Raw genomic sequence first — 17,489 nt, 5'->3', positions numbered from 1 at the left:
ATTGAATCACGGGAGTAAAGACAGATGAGCATGCAAGATCCGATCGCGGATATGCTGACCCGTATCCGTAACGGTCAGGCCGCGAACAAAGTTGCGGTCACCATGCCTTCCTCCAAGCTGAAATTGGCAATTGCCAACGTGCTGAAGGAAGAAGGTTATATTGAAGATTTCAAAATCGAAGGCGACACCAAGCCTGTTCTGGAACTGGTACTGAAGTACTTCCAGGGCAAGGCAGTGGTAGAAAGCATTCAGCGTATCAGCCGCCCAGGTCTGCGCATCTATAAGAAAAAAGATGAGCTGCCAAAAGTTATGGCCGGCCTGGGTATTGCTGTCATTTCTACCTCTAAAGGTGTTATGACCGATCGTGCAGCTCGCCAAGCTGGTCTTGGTGGCGAGATTATCTGCTACGTAGCTTAATTCGGGAGGAAAGAATGTCTCGTGTTGCAAAAGCACCCGTCGTCATTCCTGCCGGCGTAGAGGTAAAACTCAACGGTCAGGTTATTTCGATTAAGGGTAAGAACGGCGAGCTGACTCGTACTATCCACAGCGCCGTTGAAGTTAAACAGGAAGAAAACGCACTGATCTTCGCTCCGCGCGAAGGTGCTGTTGACGGTTGGGCCCAAGCGGGTACCACTCGTGCTCTGTTGAACGCAATGGTAGTAGGTGTTACCGACGGCTTCACCAAGAAGCTTCAGCTGGTAGGTGTTGGTTACCGTGCCGCAGTTAAAGGCAATGCGGTGAGTTTGGCCCTGGGCTTCTCTCACCCTGTTGAGCATGCACTGCCGACAGGTATTACTGCTGAATGCCCGACCCAAACTGAAATCGTGCTGAAAGGCGCAGATAAGCAGTTGATCGGTCAGGTTGCAGCAGACCTGCGTGCCTACCGTCGTCCTGAGCCTTATAAAGGCAAGGGTGTCCGTTACGCCGACGAAGTCGTGCGTACCAAAGAGGCTAAGAAGAAGTAAGGTAACACTATGGATAAGAAATCTGCTCGTATCCGTCGTGCGACCCGCGCACGCCGCAAGCTCAAAGAATTGGGCGCGACTCGCCTGGTGGTACATCGTACCCCGCGTCATATTTACGCACAGGTCATCGCTCCGAACGGTTCTGAAGTATTGGTAGCCGCTTCTACTGTAGAAAAAGCTATCACTGAGCAATTGAAGTATACCGGTAACAAAGATGCTGCTGCAGCTGTAGGTAAAGCTATTGCTGAGCGCGCATTGGAAAAAGGGATTAAAGATGTATCCTTTGACCGTTCCGGTTTCCAATATCATGGTCGAGTCCAGGCACTGGCAGATGCTGCCCGTGAAGCTGGCCTTCAGTTCTAAGGTAGAGGTGTAAGATGTCACACATCGAAAAACAAGCTGGCGAACTGCAGGAAAAGCTGATCGCGGTAAACCGCGTATCTAAAACCGTAAAAGGTGGCCGTATTTTCAGCTTTACCGCACTGACTGTAGTTGGTGATGGTAACGGTCGCGTTGGTTTTGGCTACGGCAAAGCACGCGAAGTTCCGGCAGCGATCCAGAAAGCGATGGAAAAAGCCCGTCGCAACATGATGAATGTCGCGCTGAACAGCGGCACCCTGCAGCACCCTGTTAAAGGTGCGCATACGGGTTCCCGTGTGTTCATGCAGCCGGCTTCCGAAGGTACCGGTATTATTGCCGGTGGTGCAATGCGCGCCGTCCTGGAAGTCGCAGGGGTTCACAACGTATTGGCAAAAGCCTATGGTTCCACTAACCCGATTAACGTGGTTCGTGCAACTATTGATGCTCTGGCGAATATGAAGTCCCCAGAAATGGTCGCTGCCAAGCGTGGTAAATCCGTTGAAGAAATTCTGGGGTAATAACCATGGCAAAGACTATTAAAGTAACTCAAATTCGCAGCTCTATTGGCCGTTTGCCGAAACACAAGGCAACTCTGGTTGGTCTTGGTCTGCGTCGTATTGGTCATACCGTTGAGCGTGAAGATACTCCCGCTGTACGTGGTATGATCAACCTGGTTTCCTACATGGTTAAGGTTGAGGAGTAACAGATGCGTTTAAATACTCTGTCTCCGGCTGAAGGTGCCAAGCATGCGCCGAAGCGTGTAGGTCGTGGTATTGGTTCTGGCCTGGGTAAAACCGGCGGCCGTGGTCACAAAGGTCAGAACTCACGTTCTGGTGGTGGCGTACGTCGTGGGTTCGAAGGTGGTCAGATGCCGTTGTACCGTCGTTTGCCGAAATTCGGCTTCACTTCTCGCAAAGCTATGATCACGGCAGAAGTTCGTCTGTCTGAACTGGCTCAAGTAGAAGGCGATGTCATCGACCTGAACACGCTGAAAGCCGCTAACGTAGTTGGTACTCAGATTGAATTCGCTAAAGTTATGCTGTCTGGCGAAATCAATCGTGCAGTAACTGTACGTGGTCTGCGTGTCACCAAAGGCGCTCGTGCTGCTATCGAAGCTGCTGGCGGTAAAATTGAGGAATAAGTAGCAGATGGCTAAGCAACCAGGATTAGATTTTCAAAGTGCTAAAGGTGGACTTGGCGAACTGAAGCGCAGACTTTTGTTTGTTATCGGGGCGCTCATAGTTTTCCGTATCGGCTCTTTTATTCCGATTCCTGGTATCGATGCCACTGTGCTTGCGAAATTGCTCGAGCAACAGCGTGGTACCATCATTGAAATGTTTAACATGTTCTCTGGTGGTGCCCTTAGTCGTGCTTCTATCTTTGCTTTGGGTATCATGCCGTATATTTCGGCATCGATTATTATCCAGCTGCTAACCGTAGTTCACCCTGCGTTAGCAGAAATCAAGAAAGAAGGGGAGGCTGGCCGTCGTAAGATAAGCCAGTACACCCGTTATGGCACGCTGGTATTGGCAATATTTCAGTCTATCGGTATTGCTACCGGTCTTCCGAATATGCCTGGTATGCAAGGTCTGGTATTAAATCCAGGCTTTGCATTCTATTTTACCGCTGTAGTTAGCCTGGTTACCGGAACGATGTTCCTTATGTGGCTTGGTGAACAGATTACTGAACGTGGTATTGGTAACGGTATCTCGATCATAATCTTTGCTGGTATTGTTGCTGGTCTCCCTCCAGCAGTTGCACATACCATTGAGCAAGCTCGACAAGGCGACCTGCACTTCCTTCTGTTGCTGTTGGTTGCAGTTTTAGTATTTGCGGTGACTTTCTTTGTAGTGTTCGTCGAGCGTGGTCAACGGCGTATTGTCGTTAACTATGCTAAACGCCAACAAGGCCGTCGCGTTTATGCAGCACAGAGTACGCACTTACCGCTGAAAGTGAACATGGCAGGGGTTATCCCAGCAATTTTCGCCTCCAGCATTATTCTGTTCCCAGCCACGATTGCATCCTGGTTCGGGGGCGGTACTGGTTGGAACTGGCTGACAACGATTTCGCTGTATCTGCAGCCTGGACAACCGCTTTATGTGTTACTCTATGCGACTGCGATCATCTTCTTCTGTTTCTTCTATACGGCTTTGGTTTTCAACCCGCGTGAAACAGCAGATAACCTGAAGAAGTCCGGTGCATTCGTGCCAGGAATTCGTCCGGGAGAGCAAACGGCGAAATACATTGATAAAGTGATGACGCGCTTAACCTTAATTGGTGCCTTGTATATTACTTTTATCTGCCTTATCCCGGAGTTCATGCGTGACGCAATGAAAGTACCTTTCTATTTCGGTGGTACTTCACTGTTAATTGTTGTTGTTGTCATCATGGACTTTATGGCTCAAGTGCAAACTCTGATGATGTCTAGTCAGTACGAGTCTGCATTGAAGAAAGCAAACCTGAAAGGCTACAATCGCTAATTAGGTGCGTTTGAGAAGTTACGGAGAGTAAAAATGAAAGTTCGTGCTTCCGTCAAGAAATTATGTCGTAACTGCAAAATCGTTAAGCGTAACGGTGTCGTTCGTGTGATTTGCAGCACCGAGCCGAAGCATAAACAGCGTCAAGGCTGATTATCTCGCATATTTTTCTTGCAAAGTTGGGTTGAGCTGGCTAGATTAGCCAGCCAATCTTTTGTATGTCACTGCAATACTATTTGAGTATCCTGAAAACGGGCTTTTCAGAATGGTGTTGCCGTATAAAAATGTAGGAGTGCATAGTGGCCCGTATAGCAGGCATTAACATTCCTGATCAGAAACATACCGTAATCGCGTTAACCTCGATCTATGGTATCGGTAAGACTCGCTCACAGGCTATCTGTGCAGCAGCGGGTATTGCTGAAAATGTTAAGATCAGTGAGCTGTCTGAAGAGCAAATCGATAAGCTGCGTGACGAAGTTGCCAAATTTGTTGTAGAAGGTGATCTGCGTCGTGAAGTGACCCTGAGCATCAAGCGTCTTATGGACCTTGGTACCTATCGTGGTTTGCGTCATCGTCGTGGTCTTCCGGTTCGCGGCCAGCGTACCAAGACCAACGCCCGTACCCGTAAGGGTCCGCGCAAACCGATCAAGAAATAATCGGGGTGATTGAATAATGGCAAAGGCACCTGTTCGTACACGTAAGCGTGTAAGAAAACAAGTCTCTGACGGCGTGGCTCATATCCATGCTTCTTTCAACAACACCATTGTTACCATTACTGATCGTCAGGGTAATGCTTTGGGTTGGGCAACAGCTGGTGGTTCCGGTTTCCGTGGTTCTCGTAAATCCACTCCGTTCGCAGCTCAGGTTGCAGCAGAGCGCTGCGCTGACGCAGTGAAAGAATACGGTATTAAGAACCTGGAAGTTATGGTTAAAGGACCTGGTCCGGGCCGTGAGTCAACTATCCGCGCTCTGAACGCGGCTGGTTTCCGCATCACTAATATTACTGATGTGACTCCGATCCCTCATAACGGTTGTCGTCCGCCGAAAAAGCGTCGCGTATAACGCTGCTTTTAGGATTGTTGGAGAAAGAAAATGGCAAGATATTTGGGTCCTAAGCTCAAGCTGAGCCGTCGTGAGGGCACAGACCTGTTCCTTAAGTCTGGCGTTCGCGCGATCGATACCAAGTGTAAGATTGAACAAGCTCCTGGTCAGCATGGTGCGCGTAAACCGCGTCTTTCTGACTATGGTGTACAGTTGCGTGAAAAGCAAAAAGTTCGCCGTATGTATGGCGTGCTGGAGCGTCAGTTCCGTAACTATTATAAAGAAGCAGCCCGTCTGAAAGGCAACACCGGTGAAAACCTGTTGCAACTGCTGGAAGGTCGTCTGGACAACGTTGTTTACCGTATGGGCTTCGGCGCTACGCGTGCAGAAGCACGTCAGCTGGTTAGCCACAAAGCTATCATGGTAAACGGTCGCGTTGTTAACATCGCTTCTTATCAGGTATCTCCGAATGACGTAGTCAGCATCCGTGAGAAAGCTAAAAAGCAATCTCGCGTTAAGGCCGCTTTGGAGCTGGCTGAACAGCGTGAAAAGCCGACTTGGCTGGAAGTTGATGCTGCTAAGATGGAAGGTGTGTTCAAGCGTAATCCTGAACGTACCGATCTGTCTGCGGACATTAACGAACACCTGATCGTCGAGCTTTACTCCAAGTAAAGCTTAGTACCAAAGAGAGGACACAATGCAGGGTTCTGTGACAGAGTTTCTAAAACCGCGCCTGGTAGATATCGAGCAAGTCAGTTCGACGCACGCCAAGGTGACCCTTGAGCCGTTAGAGCGTGGCTTTGGCCATACTCTCGGCAACGCACTGCGCCGTATTCTGCTTTCATCCATGCCGGGTTGCGCGGTGACCGAGGTTGAGATTGATGGTGTACTGCATGAGTACAGCACCAAAGAAGGCGTACAGGAAGATATCCTGGAGATCCTGCTCAACCTGAAAGGGCTGGCGGTGAGAGTTCAAGGCAAAGATGAAGTTATTCTTACCCTGAATAAATCTGGCATTGGCCCTGTGACTGCAGCCGACATTACCCATGATGGTGATGTCGAAATCGTCAAGCCGCAACATGTTATCTGCCATCTGACTGATGAAAATGCTGCTATCAGCATGCGCATTAAAGTTCAGCGTGGTCGTGGATATGTGCCGGCGTCTGCCCGAATTCATTCGGAAGAAGATGAGCGCCCAATCGGCCGTCTGCTTGTTGACGCTTGCTACAGCCCTGTAGAGCGTATCGCCTACAATGTTGAAGCAGCGCGTGTAGAGCAACGTACAGATTTGGATAAGCTGGTCATCGAAATGGAAACCAACGGTACGATCGATCCTGAAGAGGCGATCCGTCGTGCGGCAACCATTCTGGCTGAACAACTGGAAGCTTTTGTTGACTTACGTGATGTTCGTCAACCAGAAGTGAAAGAAGAGAAGCCTGAGTTCGATCCGATCTTGCTGCGCCCTGTTGACGATCTGGAATTGACTGTCCGCTCTGCTAACTGCCTTAAAGCAGAAGCTATCCACTACATCGGTGATCTGGTACAGCGTACCGAGGTTGAGTTGCTGAAAACGCCTAACCTTGGTAAAAAATCTCTTACTGAGATTAAAGACGTGCTGGCCTCCCGTGGTCTTTCTCTGGGCATGCGCCTGGAAAATTGGCCACCGGCAAGCATTGCTGACGAGTAACCGGATCACAGGTTAAGGTTTTACTGAGAAGGATAAGGTCATGCGCCATCGTAAGAGTGGTCGTCAACTGAACCGTAACAGCAGCCATCGCCAGGCTATGTTCCGTAACATGGCCGGCTCTTTGGTTCGTCATGAGATCATCAAGACGACCCTGCCGAAAGCGAAAGAGCTGCGTCGCGTTGTTGAGCCGCTGATTACTCTTGCCAAGACCGACAGCGTTGCTAATCGTCGTCTGGCATTCGCCCGTACTCGTGATAACGAGATCGTGGCAAAACTGTTTAATGAACTGGGTCCGCGTTTCGCGAGCCGTGCAGGTGGTTACACTCGTATTCTGAAGTGTGGTTTCCGTGCAGGCGACAATGCGCCGATGGCATACATCGAGCTCGTTGATCGTGCAGAATCGAAAGCAGAAGCAGTTGCAGAGTAATCTGTAAAAGCGTAAAAAAGCCGGGCTTGTCCCGGTTTTTTTATATCTGTAATCTGACTCCCGGCTAGTTTGTCACTTCCCACCTCCAGTTATTCATGACATTTTCCTCATCCCTTTTCTGTGCTATTACTTCTTATCTTGTGTAAGTTTTCAAAGGAGCTGCTCATGTGGCTTATTGATGAAATGGTAGAGCGACATATACGTGAAGCCGAGGAGAAAGGTGAGTTTGAGAATCTGCCCGGCTCTGGTAAACCCCTGGCACTTGAGGATGACAGCGGAGTTCCAGCTGAGTTACGTACTGCTTATCGGTTGTTAAAAAATTCTGGCTATTTGCCGCCTGAGTTACAGGATAGAAACGAGGCACTTCAACTTTCTGAACTCATGCATGCGATAGAGAAAGATAACCCCGATTATGTCGCTATGAACCAGAGATTAAAAGTGCTTGGGTTAAGGTTACAACAAGCAGGGATGTCTACTGAGTTTCTTAAAGGCCACTACAAGCAACAGATAAACAACAAAATAGCCGAAAAACTATCGAATAAAAAGTAGGGTAGAAGCTGGCATTTTTGTACCGCTCCACTATGATTATCGCGTCTGATTTTACCTGTTCTTACCATTCATGCTAATGAGGTCGCTATGAGTCAATATCAACACAATAAAGGCGTTATCCAGGATAATGCTTTGCATGCATTACTCCATGATTCTCTGTTCAGACAGCGGGTCGAAAAAAATAAGAAGGGGAAAGGGAGTTATCAGCGAAAAGCCAAACATGGCAAGGGGAAAGGAGTGGAGGTCAGTGGTAAGCGTTTTCGCTAAACTTTTACCACTGACCTTCCAGAGACAGATGATACGGGGACGGTGTTATTTTGGCGCTTGTTGTTTAAGCAAATCTCGTATTTCAACCAACAGTTTCTCTTCAGCTGATTGCTTTGGTGCCGCAGCTGGCTTTTCTTCTTCTTTACGACGTAAGCGATTCATCAATTTCACAGCAATAAATATTGCTAATGCAATGATGATAAAATCGAAAACATTTTGTAAAAAGACGCCATATTTCATTACCACCGCTGGCGCAGCGCCTTGGGCTTCTCTTAGCACCAGCTCAAATTGCTTGAAATCTATACCGCCAATCAGCAGTCCTAGTGGGGGCATTATGATGTCAGAGACAAGGGAAGAGACTATTTTACCAAAAGCTGCCCCAATGATTACCCCTACCGCTAAATCGACAACGTTGCCACGCATGGCAAACTCACGAAACTCTTTCATAAAACTCATATGTACTCCTTGCCAAAATAACTCAAGTCTCTCTAAGTAAAGCCTATTTTGAGCAGGTTTGCTCTAAAAGTTGAGTATTTCAGCCGGGTTTGATGTTTTATGCAGCAATAATTTGCGTTTCTATAAGAAAAATGGGCTTGGCTGGAATAATCGTTCCACATCAGGAACAAACTTTTTATCCGTAATAAACATGACGACATGGTCGCCTTGCTCAATCCTTGACTGCCGATTAGCAATGATAACGTCATCCCCACGAACAATAGCGCCGATAGTGGTACCAGGGGGAAGCTTGATCTCTTCTACCCTGCGGCCTACAACTTTAGACGTACTTTCATCTCCATGGGCAATTGCTTCGATCGCCTCAGCCACACCGCGGCGTAGCGAGGAAACACTGACGATGTCGGCTTTGCGTACGTGCCCTAATAAAGCCGATATAGTGGCTTGCTGAGGAGAAATAGCAATATCAATTACACTGCCTTGCACCAGGTCTACGTAAGCACGACGCTGAATTAATACCATGGCTTTTTTGGCGCCCATGCGTTTCGCCAGCATTGCCGACATGATATTTGCTTCATCATCATTTGTGATGGCTATAAAGACATCAACCTGCTCGACATGCTCTTCTGCCAACAGCTCCTGATCAGACGCATCGCCATAAAAGACGATTGTATCCTGAAGGAGTTCTGCTAATTCGGCAGCACGATGCTGATCCCTCTCGATTAACTTAACGCTATAATTCTTTTCCAGCCGCCGGGCCAAGCCGGCGCCGACATTACCGCCCCCAACGATCATGATCCGCTTATAAGGCTTTTCCAGTCGCTGAAGCTCACTCATAACAGCCCGGATATGCTGTGTGGCTGCCACAAAGAATACTTCATCACCTGCTTCAATGATGGTAGACCCTTGGGGTCGGATGGGATGATCTTGCCTGAAAATAGCCGCGACACGTGTATCAATGTGCGGCATATGCTCACGCATTGATGAGAGGGCATTCCCTACTAAAGGACCGCCATAGTATGCCTTAACAGCAGCGATGCTGACCTTTCCTTCAGCAAAATTAACGACTTGCAATGCGCCAGGATATTCAATAAGTTTATAAATATATTCAATCACCAACTGCTCTGGTGAAATCAAATGATCGATCGGGACAGCATCTGCGTTGAATAACTTCTCAGACTCGCGAATATAATCAGCTGAGCGTATACGGGCAATCCTGTTTGGGGTATTAAACAAGGAGTAGGCTATCTGGCATGCGATCATGTTGGTTTCGTCAGAGTTGGTCACGGCAACTAACATATCCGCATCACCGGCACCCGCTTCTCGTAACACACGTGGATGTGATCCATGGCCCTGTACGACACGTAAATCAAATTTATCCTGAAGCTGCCGTAAATGGGCTGCATTGGTGTCAACAACAGTGATGTCATTATTTTCACCAACCAGATTTTCCGCCAGGGTTCCACCCACCTGCCCAGCCCCAAGAATAATGATCTTCATAGCTTTCCCCGATCCTGCCCGTAAAAAATAACCATAGTTATTAACTCTATGGATCCTACTATCAGCCTTTGATCATCTTAGCGTAGTAGAAGCCATCACCTGCCTCTGCACTGGGCAAATTCTGTTTGCCGAGATGGGTAAGATCGCCGATTTCTACTAAGGTAGCATCAGTATGGCCGGCGAGGAATTTGGCAATCTGCTCCTGATTCTCTTCCGGTAAAATAGAACAGGTAGCATAAAGGAGTACGCCGCCAGCTTTTAATCGTGGCCATACTGCTTCCAGAATTGCCTTTTGTACTTCTACCAGTTCATCAATGTCACTGTTACGCCGCAGCCATTTAATGTCAGGATGACGGCGAATAACACCGGTTGCGGAGCAAGGGGCATCAAGCAAAATGCGATCAAATGTGCGATCACCTGCCCATGTATTAGGCTCTTTCCCATCACCGCTTTTTATTTCTGCTTGTAGCTGCAAGCGATCAAGGTTTTCCTGAACACGCTTCAGACGCTGTTCATCAATATCTACCGCTAAAACGTGCGCATTTGGGGCTGCTTCCAGAATATGCGTGGTTTTGCCCCCCGGTGCAGCGCATAAATCCAGGATATGCTCGCCATCTTGTGGTGCCAGTAAGGGGATACAACCTTGCGCTGATGCATCTTGTACGGTCACCCAACCCGCGGTGAAGCCGGGTAATGCCGTGACAGGGCAGGGCGCGGCGAGCCGCAATGCATCCGGATAGTCGTTATGGATTTCAGCTGCAATACCCGCTTGTTGCAACAGGTCGAGATAAGCATCACGGCTATGATGCAGGCGATTAACACGTAACCACATTGGGGGCCGCTGATTGTTCGCCTCAGTAATGGATTGCCATTCTTCAGGATAGGCTTTTTTGATACGCGCTAATAACCAGGAGGGATGAAGATAACGGCTTTCCTGCGCATTAGCTTGGGTCAGTAAGCTTTCCTGCTGACGCTGGAACTGGCGCAATACACCATTGATCAGCCCTTTCAATTGTGGGCGCTTTAACGCTACCGCACCTTCAACGGTTTCAGCTAATGCCGCATGCGCTGGAATCCGGGTATGAATAAGTTGATAGAGACCAACCATAATCAAATAATGCAAGGGGCGTTGCTTTCCGGTCATCGGGCGGGCCATCAGCTGTTTGATACACCACTCCAGCTGAGGCAGCACACGCAATGTCCCAAAGCAAAATTCCTGTAACAGGGCCTTATCTTTATCAGCAATATTTTTTTGCAGTGCAGGAAGCACAGTAGAGAGCGATTGACCCTGATCCAAAACCTGACCAATGGCTGTTGCAGCAAGGCTGCGTAGATTATATGCGTTTTTCATAGCTACAAAGCTGGTCATGCCAGCATCAGTAAGGAAAGAAGCCCGGAATATCCGGGCAGAGTATAGGAAGGATTCAGCCGAGCTTCTTGCCGACAATAAACCAGTCACGACGTGAATTCAGTAAATCTTGAGCAGACATGGTTTTTTTGCCGGCCGGCTGGAGTTGGGTGATGTTGAGTATGCCTTCAGCTGCGGCAACCTGAATGCCTTGTTTATCTGCAGCGACAATCGTGCCAGGCGCGTCGCCTTTACCGGGCAACACATCTGCCTGCCATACTTTGACCAACTGCCCCTCAACCATAAAATAGCTGACGGGCCATGGGTTAAATGCACGGATGCAGCGTTCAAGTTGTTCAGCAGGAAGTTGCCAATCCAGCAGCGCTTCTTCTTTACTGAGTTTGTCTGCATAAGTCACCAGGGCCTCATCCTGCTTTTCCGGCTCAGCCAGGCCAGCTTCCAGATCGGCCAGGGTATTCAGCATCCCTCTTGGTCCTAACGTTGCCAGTTTGTCATACAACGTTGCGCTGGTATCATCCGGTTGAATATCACAGCTCAGCTTTGTCAGCATGTCACCCGTATCCAACCCAGCATCCATCTGCATGATAGTGACGCCCGTTTGCTTATCACCTGCCCACAATGCACGTTGAATAGGTGCGGCGCCCCGCCAGCGAGGGAGCAGGGAGCCATGCACATTGATGCATCCCAGCTTTGGCATATCCAGCACGGTTTGCGGCAGAATCAAGCCATATGCCACTACAATCATGATGTCGGCATCCAGCGCCCGGATTAACTCCTGACTTTCTGCCGGCCGCAAGGACTTAGGCTGGAATACGGGGATTTGATGAGATTCCGCCAACAGTTTCACAGGGCTTGCGGTCAGCTTGTTTCCGCGTCCCGCAGGGCGGTCAGGTTGTGTGAAGACACCCACAACGTCATGATGAGAAGTCAAAAGCGCGTCAAGATGACGCGCTGCAAAGTCCGGCGTACCGGCAAAAATTATCCGTAATGCATCAGACACAATCAGTTCCTGCGGTCATCAGACTCAGTGGGCACGCGTATTAAGCTTGGCCAGTTTTTCAACTTTCTGACGGATACGCTGGCGTTTCAGAGGAGACAGATAGTCAACAAACAGCTTGCCAATCAGGTGATCCATTTCATGCTGGATACAGATAGCCAGCAGATCATCAGCTTCCAGCTCAAATGGCTTGCCATCACGATCCAGCGCCCGGATTTTTACTTTTTCGGCACGTGGCACAAAAGCGCGTTGTTCCGGAATAGAAAGGCACCCTTCTTCAATACCGGTTTCACCGCTTTTTTCCAGCATTTCCGGGTTGATCAGAACCAGACGCTCATCGCGGTTTTCAGAAACATCAATCACGATAATCTGCTGGTGGATGTCAACTTGCGTTGCTGCCAAGCCAATGCCTTCTTCGGCATACATGGTATCGAACATATCATCCACGATACGCTGGATCTCGGCATTGACTTCTTTTACCGGCTGCGCAACTTTGCGCAGTCGATCATCGGGATAATGTAATACGTGTAATACGGACATAAATATTTCGATCTTTATGCAAGTGATGAATGACAATTAATCTTTATTCTAGACATTTCCCTGCCTGATTGACAGCATCAGTACGTAATTGTCCCCTGTCAGGAGGGTGTATGACTCAGGAAGAGATCTGGTTAAGATTGGCCGCCATACGGGGCTTACGTAATAGAAACAGGATTGCCGTCGCCAGCAGGTTGTCCTCTGATTGCCGTTTGACGGCATCTGTATTGCAACAGTGTGGTCTGTCGCCAGATCAGGCACACAGTTTTCTGCATACCGCCCCTCAAATTCTCACCACGGCGCTTTCCTGGCTGGCACAACCGGGTAATCACATGCTGACCCTCCATGATGCAGCTTACCCTTTTCTGTTGGCACAAATTGCTGACCCACCGCCGGTACTGTTTATCTCGGGGGACATATCAGTATTGGCCACCCCACAAGTTTCTATTGTTGGAAGCAGGCAATGCAGTGACTATGGCGAGTTTTGGGGAAAGTATTTTGCCGGTGGGTTAGTGCATTGTGGGTACACCATTACCAGCGGGCTGGCGCTAGGTATTGATGGGCTTGCCCACCAGGCAGCGCTGGATACAGAAGGCCGGACTATAGCAGTATTAGGGTGTGGTCTGTCCCATACTCATCCCAGACGCCATCAACAGTTAAGAGCACGAATTATCGAAAGCGGCGGAGCCATTGTTTCGGAGTTGCTGCCGTCAGAACCGGCTATGCCTGTGCATTTTCCCCGGCGTAACCGTATTATCAGTGGACTAAGCAGAGGGACGCTGGTGGTTGAGGCTTCTCTGCGCAGTGGTTCCCTTATTACTGCCCGCTGTGCTCTTGAGCAGGGGAGAGAGGTATTTGCCTTACCGGGTTCATTAGGAACTGATTTTAGTGCAGGCACCCATTGGCTTATCCAGCAGGGAGCTTACCTGGTGACTGAGCCCAAAGATATCGCTGAAGTGATTGGCAGTGGCTTACAGTGGCTGCCGGCACACGAAGTGATAAAAGAGGGTAATCCGCCCCAAATTGTTAACGATTCTCAGCAAGAATTGAATATTTGTGCACAAGATGGTGAAGTTGAATTGCCATTTGCTGAGGTGTTGGCTAACGTAGGATATGAGGTGACACCTGTTGACGTCGTCGCCGAACGTGCCGGCCAACCTGTGCCAGAAGTGGTAGTCAAATTACTCGATCTGGAGTTAGCAGGATGGATCGCAGCTGTATCCGGCGGCTATGTCCGAACGAGGAGGGCAGGCCATGTTCGACGTACTAATGTACTTATTTGAAACTTACATACACAACGAAGCGGAGATGCACGTCGACCAGGATAAGCTGACAGATGACCTTGCCCGGGCTGGGTTCCATCGGGAAGATATCTACAGTGCCTTGGGCTGGCTGGAGAAGCTCGCAGACTTACAGGAAGGCGAAGCTGCACCCTTCATGTTAGATGCCGATCCTTTTGCATTACGCATCTACACCGATGAAGAGGCAACACGTCTTGATGCCGGATGCCGGGGTTTTCTCCTGTTCCTGGAACAGATACAAGTGTTGAATCTCGAAACCCGGGAAATGGTCATTGATCGTGTGATGGCGCTGGAAACGGATGAGTTCGATCTGGAAGACCTGAAATGGGTCATCCTGATGGTATTATTCAATATTCCCGGCTATGAAAGTGCCTATCAGCAAATGGAAGAGTTGCTGTTTGAAGTTAATGAGGGTTATCTGCACTAAGCGATAACAGTAAATACAGATGTCAAAAGCTGCGATTTTTGCCGCCAGGCAAAATGAACCTTGTCCGAAATGTGGGGCCGAGCTGGTGATCCGTAGCGGACGCCACGGCCCCTTTCTTGGCTGTTCCCATTATCCTGAATGCGAGTATATTCGCCCGTTAAAGACTCAGGCTGATGGCCATATTGTCAAAGTGCTTGAAGATCAGCATTGTCCTGTATGTCAGTCAGTGCTGGTATTGCGGCAGGGGCGGTATGGTATGTTTATTGGGTGCAGTGACTATCCCCTGTGTTCGCATACCGAGGCGCTGGATAAACCGGATGAGACCACGTTATCTTGCCCTCAATGCCAACAAGGTAAACTGCTGCAGCGCAAATCAAGATATGGCAAGGTGTTCTATGCCTGTGACCGCTATCCTGAATGCCCGTATGCCGTTAACCATAAGCCGGTAGCGGGCGAATGTCGCTATTGCCACTACCCATTACTTATTGAGAAGCGTACAGCAGGCGGGCTGAAACAGTATTGTGCCAGCAAGCTGTGCGGTAAACCGGTTCCGATAGAAGATGATGCCTGAAGTAATGCCTGTTTCTGATTCCATCCTTGAAGCCCTGCATAACCAGCAGGTTATTGCTTACCCCACTGAAGCCGTATTTGGATTGGGCTGCGACCCAGACAGTGAACTGGCGGTCGAAGCTCTTTTACAGCTTAAACAGCGCCCGAAGGACAAGGGATTGATCCTGATTGCCGCCGATTATTCGCAACTTGTTCCCTATATAGATGATGCACAGCTGACGCAACAACAACGGGAACAGATTTTTGCTACCTGGCCTGGGCCCGTAACCTGGATTATACCAGCGCGTGAAACGACACCCGGTTGGTTAACCGGGCGTTTCTCATCACTGGCAGTACGGGTTACTGACCACCCGGTGGTGCGCCAGCTCTGTCATCAGTTTGGAAAGCCGTTAGTTTCTACCAGCGCAAATTTAACCGGGCTTCCTCCTTGCCGCCTTGCCGCTGAAGTAACAGCACAATTCGGCCATGATTTTCCTGTTGTTACAGGTGATGTGGGAGGCCGTAAAAATCCAACAGAAATACGCGACGCCTTGACAGGCGATTACGTGCGATTGGCCTGACAAGGTAAAATGATGGATCTCTATACTGTATTCGGTAATCCCATCGGTCACAGTAAGTCCCCACACATTCATGCCCTGTTTGCACAGCAAACAGGCATTGAGCATCCTTACGGAAAAACGCTGGTACCGCTGGATGCGTTCGAACATACATTGGATGCATTTTTTAATGCAGGTGGGCAGGGGGCGAATGTGACCGTGCCCTTCAAGGAACAGGCCTGTGCCAGAGCCGATCATCTGAGTGAAAGAGCAGCGTTGAGCGGGGCTGTCAACACATTGAAAAAATGCGAAGACGGATCACTGCTGGGGGACAACACCGACGGTATTGGCCTGCTCAGCGATCTCGAGCGGCTTGAAATGATAAAGCCAGGCTACCGGATTCTGTTGTTAGGTGCGGGTGGTGCTGCTCGTGGGGTTATCCTGCCGTTACTTTCTTATGGTTGTAACATAGTCATTGCTAATCGCACTTTTGCGAAAGCAAAGCAACTGGCACTACTGTTCAGCCATATGGGCGAGATTAAGGCTAAAACCTTTACTGCATTAGATGAGCCCGTCTTTGATCTGATTATCAATGCGACTGCTTCTGGAATGCAGGGAGATATTCCTGCTATTCCTTCTTCATTGATTACGCCAGATACCCGCATTTATGACATGTTCTATCAGCAAGGCCTTACTCCTTTCTTAACATGGGGGTGCCATCAGGGTGCCACACAGTGGGCGGACGGGTTAGGAATGCTGGTGGGGCAAGCAGCCCATGCATTTATGCTATGGCATGGCATCATGCCGGATATTGCCCCGGTGTTAACGCAGTTGAAGCAAGACATGGCAAAGTAAACGTTGCTGAAGACGCATATCGTCCTGTCACCATGCCTGAACCGTGTCTTACACGGTTCAGGCGTAAAGAGGTAGATGGCGATGACATCAGATAGCTCATACGGAGAGCACGTGCTCACAATGGCTGGTTTGCGCTCTCTTGATCGAGATAATCATTCTTCCAGTTAACATAGTTATTGGCAGAATAAAGAAGGCCTTCTCGTTCTTCTGGTTTCAATGGGCGAATCTGTTTCACTGGGCTCCCTAAATAAAGATAACCACTGGCCAGACGCTTACCGGGTGGAACCAGACTGCCGGCACCAATCATGACGTCATCTTCAATAATCGCCCCATCAAGTAAAATTGAGCCCATTCCCACTAACACCCGATCACCAATCGTACAGCCATGAAGCATTGCTTTGTGACCCACGGTCACATCCTCTCCGATGACTAAAGGATAGCCTGCCGGGTTATAGCTGGATTTATGGGTAACATGCAGCACACTGCCATCCTGGATATTAGTACGGGCGCCAATAGTGACACGATTAACATCACCCCGAATGGCAACTAGCGGCCAGATACTGACATCATCTGCCAGTGTGACGTCGCCAATGACAACGCTGGAAGGATCAACCATGGCACGTTTACCAAGGTGTGGGGATTGATCCTTAAAAGATCGAAGTGAGCCTGCGTTCATTTTTCCTATCCTATAACGAGTTAAATAGCCCAAATTATAAACGATGAAAGGGGCGATAGAGCGTATAGATGATAGGATCGTACAAGATCAGAACGAAGGGGGTGAAAAATGTGCAGTCAGATAAGAATGATCAAAAAAGGGGTTGTGCAATAAAACGAGATCCCTATAATGCGCCTCCATCGACACGGCGCAAGTGATTCACTTCACAAGCGGCCGGGAAGAAAGAAGCAAGAGAAAGAAAACAAGAGAAAAACTTCTGAAAAAAGAGGTTGACTCTGAAAGAGGAAAGCGTAATATACGCCACCTCGAGTTAGCAAGCGAAAGCGCGTAACTCACTGCTCTTTAACAATTTATCAGACAATCTGTGTGGGCACTCACAAGACGATATCAGCATCTCCGGATGCAAAAAATATTAAGTCTTGAAGAGTGACTACCTAAAGAAATTTAGAACAGTAACCTTTGAGCATCGCTATTAACTTAGCAAATCAAGCTTTT

Annotated in this window: 26 protein-coding genes; 20 read left to right on the top strand and 6 right to left on the bottom strand. The window is 48.9% G+C overall.

Going from position 1 to position 17,489, the window contains the following annotated elements:
- Positions 1 to 24: 24 nt before the first annotated feature.
- The 15 genes from rpsH to CYR55_RS21395 all read left to right on the top strand — a co-directional run bounded on the left by rpsH (position 25) and on the right by CYR55_RS21395 (position 7,773).
- The gene (rpsH, locus tag CYR55_RS21465; RefSeq protein ID WP_072933460.1) at positions 25 to 417 is read left to right on the top strand and encodes a 30S ribosomal protein S8; all 393 of its coding nucleotides are present in this window, start codon (positions 25 to 27) and stop codon (positions 415 to 417) included.
- A gap of 14 nt (positions 418 to 431) precedes the next feature.
- The gene (gene rplF, locus CYR55_RS21460) at positions 432 to 965 is read left to right on the top strand and encodes a 50S ribosomal protein L6 (RefSeq protein ID WP_101818370.1); all 534 of its coding nucleotides are present in this window, start codon (positions 432 to 434) and stop codon (positions 963 to 965) included.
- A 9-nt stretch (positions 966 to 974) separates the two neighbouring features.
- Entirely contained in the window at positions 975 to 1,328 is a 354-nt protein-coding gene (rplR, locus tag CYR55_RS21455) for a 50S ribosomal protein L18 (RefSeq protein WP_072933456.1), read from the top strand.
- A gap of 14 nt (positions 1,329 to 1,342) precedes the next feature.
- Positions 1,343 to 1,843 carry a 30S ribosomal protein S5 gene (gene rpsE, locus CYR55_RS21450; protein ID WP_072933453.1) on the top strand — a complete coding sequence of 167 codons (501 nt, stop codon included), beginning with the start codon at positions 1,343 to 1,345 and terminating at the stop codon, positions 1,841 to 1,843.
- A 5-nt stretch (positions 1,844 to 1,848) separates the two neighbouring features.
- Positions 1,849 to 2,028: a 50S ribosomal protein L30 gene (gene rpmD, locus CYR55_RS21445; RefSeq protein ID WP_029095691.1), complete on the top strand. Its 180-nt coding sequence runs from the start codon at positions 1,849 to 1,851 to the stop codon at positions 2,026 to 2,028.
- Positions 2,029 to 2,031: 3 nt separating this feature from the next.
- Entirely contained in the window at positions 2,032 to 2,466 is a 435-nt protein-coding gene (rplO, locus tag CYR55_RS21440; protein WP_072933451.1) for a 50S ribosomal protein L15, read from the top strand.
- Positions 2,467 to 2,473: 7 nt separating this feature from the next.
- Positions 2,474 to 3,805: a preprotein translocase subunit SecY gene (secY, locus tag CYR55_RS21435; RefSeq protein ID WP_072933449.1), complete on the top strand. Its 1,332-nt coding sequence runs from the start codon at positions 2,474 to 2,476 to the stop codon at positions 3,803 to 3,805.
- Between the two features lie 33 nt (positions 3,806 to 3,838).
- Positions 3,839 to 3,955, top strand: coding sequence for a 50S ribosomal protein L36 (gene rpmJ, locus CYR55_RS21430; RefSeq protein ID WP_101818369.1), 117 nt, complete (start codon positions 3,839 to 3,841; stop codon positions 3,953 to 3,955).
- A gap of 146 nt (positions 3,956 to 4,101) precedes the next feature.
- Positions 4,102 to 4,458: a 30S ribosomal protein S13 gene (rpsM, locus tag CYR55_RS21425; RefSeq protein WP_072933445.1), complete on the top strand. Its 357-nt coding sequence runs from the start codon at positions 4,102 to 4,104 to the stop codon at positions 4,456 to 4,458.
- Between the two features lie 16 nt (positions 4,459 to 4,474).
- A complete protein-coding gene (gene rpsK / locus CYR55_RS21420) occupies positions 4,475 to 4,864 on the top strand; it encodes a 30S ribosomal protein S11 (RefSeq protein WP_004929731.1) in 390 nt (129 codons plus the stop codon).
- Positions 4,865 to 4,894: 30 nt separating this feature from the next.
- Positions 4,895 to 5,515 carry a 30S ribosomal protein S4 gene (gene rpsD, locus CYR55_RS21415; RefSeq protein ID WP_101818368.1) on the top strand — a complete coding sequence of 207 codons (621 nt, stop codon included), beginning with the start codon at positions 4,895 to 4,897 and terminating at the stop codon, positions 5,513 to 5,515.
- A gap of 25 nt (positions 5,516 to 5,540) precedes the next feature.
- Positions 5,541 to 6,530 (top strand): DNA-directed RNA polymerase subunit alpha, encoded by a 990-nt coding sequence (locus CYR55_RS21410; RefSeq protein ID WP_002919219.1) that lies wholly within the window; start codon positions 5,541 to 5,543, stop codon positions 6,528 to 6,530.
- Between the two features lie 40 nt (positions 6,531 to 6,570).
- Positions 6,571 to 6,957 (top strand): 50S ribosomal protein L17, encoded by a 387-nt coding sequence (gene rplQ / locus CYR55_RS21405; protein ID WP_072933440.1) that lies wholly within the window; start codon positions 6,571 to 6,573, stop codon positions 6,955 to 6,957.
- Between the two features lie 165 nt (positions 6,958 to 7,122).
- On the top strand, positions 7,123 to 7,506 hold the full coding sequence (locus CYR55_RS21400; protein WP_101818367.1) for a DnaJ family domain-containing protein: 384 nt from the start codon (positions 7,123 to 7,125) through the stop codon (positions 7,504 to 7,506).
- 87 nt (positions 7,507 to 7,593) lie between these two features.
- Entirely contained in the window at positions 7,594 to 7,773 is a 180-nt protein-coding gene (locus CYR55_RS21395) for an alternative ribosome-rescue factor A (RefSeq protein ID WP_101818366.1), read from the top strand.
- Between the two features lie 45 nt (positions 7,774 to 7,818).
- Here CYR55_RS21395 and mscL read toward each other — a convergent pair whose 3' ends face one another.
- From mscL to def, 5 genes are all read right to left on the bottom strand, one after another.
- Positions 7,819 to 8,229, bottom strand: a complete 411-nt coding sequence (mscL, locus tag CYR55_RS21390; protein ID WP_101818365.1) for a large-conductance mechanosensitive channel protein MscL — start codon at positions 8,227 to 8,229, stop codon at positions 7,819 to 7,821.
- Positions 8,230 to 8,349: 120 nt separating this feature from the next.
- On the bottom strand, positions 8,350 to 9,726 hold the full coding sequence (gene trkA / locus CYR55_RS21385; protein WP_101818364.1) for a Trk system potassium transporter TrkA: 1,377 nt from the start codon (positions 9,724 to 9,726) through the stop codon (positions 8,350 to 8,352).
- Between the two features lie 61 nt (positions 9,727 to 9,787).
- Positions 9,788 to 11,077 carry a 16S rRNA (cytosine(967)-C(5))-methyltransferase RsmB gene (gene rsmB, locus CYR55_RS21380; RefSeq protein WP_101818388.1) on the bottom strand — a complete coding sequence of 430 codons (1,290 nt, stop codon included), beginning with the start codon at positions 11,075 to 11,077 and terminating at the stop codon, positions 9,788 to 9,790.
- Positions 11,078 to 11,150: 73 nt separating this feature from the next.
- Positions 11,151 to 12,095 (bottom strand): methionyl-tRNA formyltransferase, encoded by a 945-nt coding sequence (gene fmt, locus CYR55_RS21375; RefSeq protein ID WP_101818363.1) that lies wholly within the window; start codon positions 12,093 to 12,095, stop codon positions 11,151 to 11,153.
- A gap of 24 nt (positions 12,096 to 12,119) precedes the next feature.
- Positions 12,120 to 12,632 (bottom strand): peptide deformylase, encoded by a 513-nt coding sequence (gene def, locus CYR55_RS21370; RefSeq protein WP_101818362.1) that lies wholly within the window; start codon positions 12,630 to 12,632, stop codon positions 12,120 to 12,122.
- Positions 12,633 to 12,742: 110 nt separating this feature from the next.
- On the opposite strand from def, the gene dprA reads away from it, so the two are divergent.
- Genes dprA through aroE form a run of 5 tightly spaced genes read left to right on the top strand, consistent with a single transcriptional unit; the run spans position 12,743 to position 16,318 of the window.
- Positions 12,743 to 13,912 (top strand): DNA-protecting protein DprA, encoded by a 1,170-nt coding sequence (gene dprA, locus CYR55_RS21365; RefSeq protein ID WP_101818361.1) that lies wholly within the window; start codon positions 12,743 to 12,745, stop codon positions 13,910 to 13,912.
- A complete protein-coding gene (gene smg, locus CYR55_RS21360; RefSeq protein ID WP_072933421.1) occupies positions 13,884 to 14,357 on the top strand; it encodes a DUF494 family protein Smg in 474 nt (157 codons plus the stop codon). Before dprA ends, smg begins: the two co-directional genes overlap by 29 nt.
- A 19-nt stretch (positions 14,358 to 14,376) precedes the next feature.
- Complete coding sequence (locus CYR55_RS21355) at positions 14,377 to 14,928, top strand: DNA topoisomerase family protein (RefSeq protein ID WP_101818360.1); 552 nt, start codon at positions 14,377 to 14,379, stop codon at positions 14,926 to 14,928.
- Entirely contained in the window at positions 14,918 to 15,487 is a 570-nt protein-coding gene (gene tsaC / locus CYR55_RS21350) for an L-threonylcarbamoyladenylate synthase type 1 TsaC (protein ID WP_101818359.1), read from the top strand. Before CYR55_RS21355 ends, tsaC begins: the two co-directional genes overlap by 11 nt.
- Positions 15,488 to 15,499: 12 nt before the next feature.
- Positions 15,500 to 16,318, top strand: a complete 819-nt coding sequence (gene aroE / locus CYR55_RS21345) for a shikimate dehydrogenase (protein WP_101818387.1) — start codon at positions 15,500 to 15,502, stop codon at positions 16,316 to 16,318.
- A gap of 115 nt (positions 16,319 to 16,433) precedes the next feature.
- On the opposite strand, the gene CYR55_RS21340 is transcribed toward aroE, so the two are convergent.
- On the bottom strand, positions 16,434 to 16,994 hold the full coding sequence (locus CYR55_RS21340) for a gamma carbonic anhydrase family protein (RefSeq protein WP_101818358.1): 561 nt from the start codon (positions 16,992 to 16,994) through the stop codon (positions 16,434 to 16,436).
- Positions 16,995 to 17,489: the final 495 nt, after the last annotated feature.

The organism is Chimaeribacter californicus, assembly GCF_002858675.1.
GTDB classification, from domain to species: domain Bacteria; phylum Pseudomonadota; class Gammaproteobacteria; order Enterobacterales; family Enterobacteriaceae; genus Chimaeribacter; species Chimaeribacter californicus.
This window is presented reverse-complemented; position numbering and strand designations above follow the sequence as displayed.

What these genes read in the sequence shown, in the direction of transcription:
- rpsH (WP_072933460.1), top strand. Translation starts at nt 25, where the DNA reads ATGAGCATGCAAGATCCGATCGCGGATATGCTGACCCGTATCCGTAAC.
- rplF (WP_101818370.1), top strand. Translation starts at nt 432, where the DNA reads ATGTCTCGTGTTGCAAAAGCACCCGTCGTCATTCCTGCCGGCGTAGAG.
- rplR (WP_072933456.1), top strand. Translation starts at nt 975, where the DNA reads ATGGATAAGAAATCTGCTCGTATCCGTCGTGCGACCCGCGCACGCCGC.
- rpsE (WP_072933453.1), top strand. Translation starts at nt 1,343, where the DNA reads ATGTCACACATCGAAAAACAAGCTGGCGAACTGCAGGAAAAGCTGATC.
- rpmD (WP_029095691.1), top strand. Translation starts at nt 1,849, where the DNA reads ATGGCAAAGACTATTAAAGTAACTCAAATTCGCAGCTCTATTGGCCGT.
- rplO (WP_072933451.1), top strand. Translation starts at nt 2,032, where the DNA reads ATGCGTTTAAATACTCTGTCTCCGGCTGAAGGTGCCAAGCATGCGCCG.
- secY (WP_072933449.1), top strand. Translation starts at nt 2,474, where the DNA reads ATGGCTAAGCAACCAGGATTAGATTTTCAAAGTGCTAAAGGTGGACTT.
- rpmJ (WP_101818369.1), top strand. Translation starts at nt 3,839, where the DNA reads ATGAAAGTTCGTGCTTCCGTCAAGAAATTATGTCGTAACTGCAAAATC.
- rpsK (WP_004929731.1), top strand. Translation starts at nt 4,475, where the DNA reads ATGGCAAAGGCACCTGTTCGTACACGTAAGCGTGTAAGAAAACAAGTC.
- rpsD (WP_101818368.1), top strand. Translation starts at nt 4,895, where the DNA reads ATGGCAAGATATTTGGGTCCTAAGCTCAAGCTGAGCCGTCGTGAGGGC.
- CYR55_RS21410 (WP_002919219.1), top strand. Translation starts at nt 5,541, where the DNA reads ATGCAGGGTTCTGTGACAGAGTTTCTAAAACCGCGCCTGGTAGATATC.
- rplQ (WP_072933440.1), top strand. Translation starts at nt 6,571, where the DNA reads ATGCGCCATCGTAAGAGTGGTCGTCAACTGAACCGTAACAGCAGCCAT.
- CYR55_RS21400 (WP_101818367.1), top strand. Translation starts at nt 7,123, where the DNA reads ATGTGGCTTATTGATGAAATGGTAGAGCGACATATACGTGAAGCCGAG.
- CYR55_RS21395 (WP_101818366.1), top strand. Translation starts at nt 7,594, where the DNA reads ATGAGTCAATATCAACACAATAAAGGCGTTATCCAGGATAATGCTTTG.
- mscL (WP_101818365.1), bottom strand. Translation starts at nt 8,229, where the DNA reads ATGAGTTTTATGAAAGAGTTTCGTGAGTTTGCCATGCGTGGCAACGTT.
- trkA (WP_101818364.1), bottom strand. Translation starts at nt 9,726, where the DNA reads ATGAAGATCATTATTCTTGGGGCTGGGCAGGTGGGTGGAACCCTGGCG.
- rsmB (WP_101818388.1), bottom strand. Translation starts at nt 11,077, where the DNA reads ATGAAAAACGCATATAATCTACGCAGCCTTGCTGCAACAGCCATTGGT.
- def (WP_101818362.1), bottom strand. Translation starts at nt 12,632, where the DNA reads ATGTCCGTATTACACGTATTACATTATCCCGATGATCGACTGCGCAAA.
- dprA (WP_101818361.1), top strand. Translation starts at nt 12,743, where the DNA reads ATGACTCAGGAAGAGATCTGGTTAAGATTGGCCGCCATACGGGGCTTA.
- smg (WP_072933421.1), top strand. Translation starts at nt 13,884, where the DNA reads ATGTTCGACGTACTAATGTACTTATTTGAAACTTACATACACAACGAA.
- CYR55_RS21355 (WP_101818360.1), top strand. Translation starts at nt 14,377, where the DNA reads ATGTCAAAAGCTGCGATTTTTGCCGCCAGGCAAAATGAACCTTGTCCG.
- tsaC (WP_101818359.1), top strand. Translation starts at nt 14,918, where the DNA reads ATGATGCCTGAAGTAATGCCTGTTTCTGATTCCATCCTTGAAGCCCTG.
- aroE (WP_101818387.1), top strand. Translation starts at nt 15,500, where the DNA reads ATGGATCTCTATACTGTATTCGGTAATCCCATCGGTCACAGTAAGTCC.
- CYR55_RS21340 (WP_101818358.1), bottom strand. Translation starts at nt 16,994, where the DNA reads ATGAACGCAGGCTCACTTCGATCTTTTAAGGATCAATCCCCACACCTT.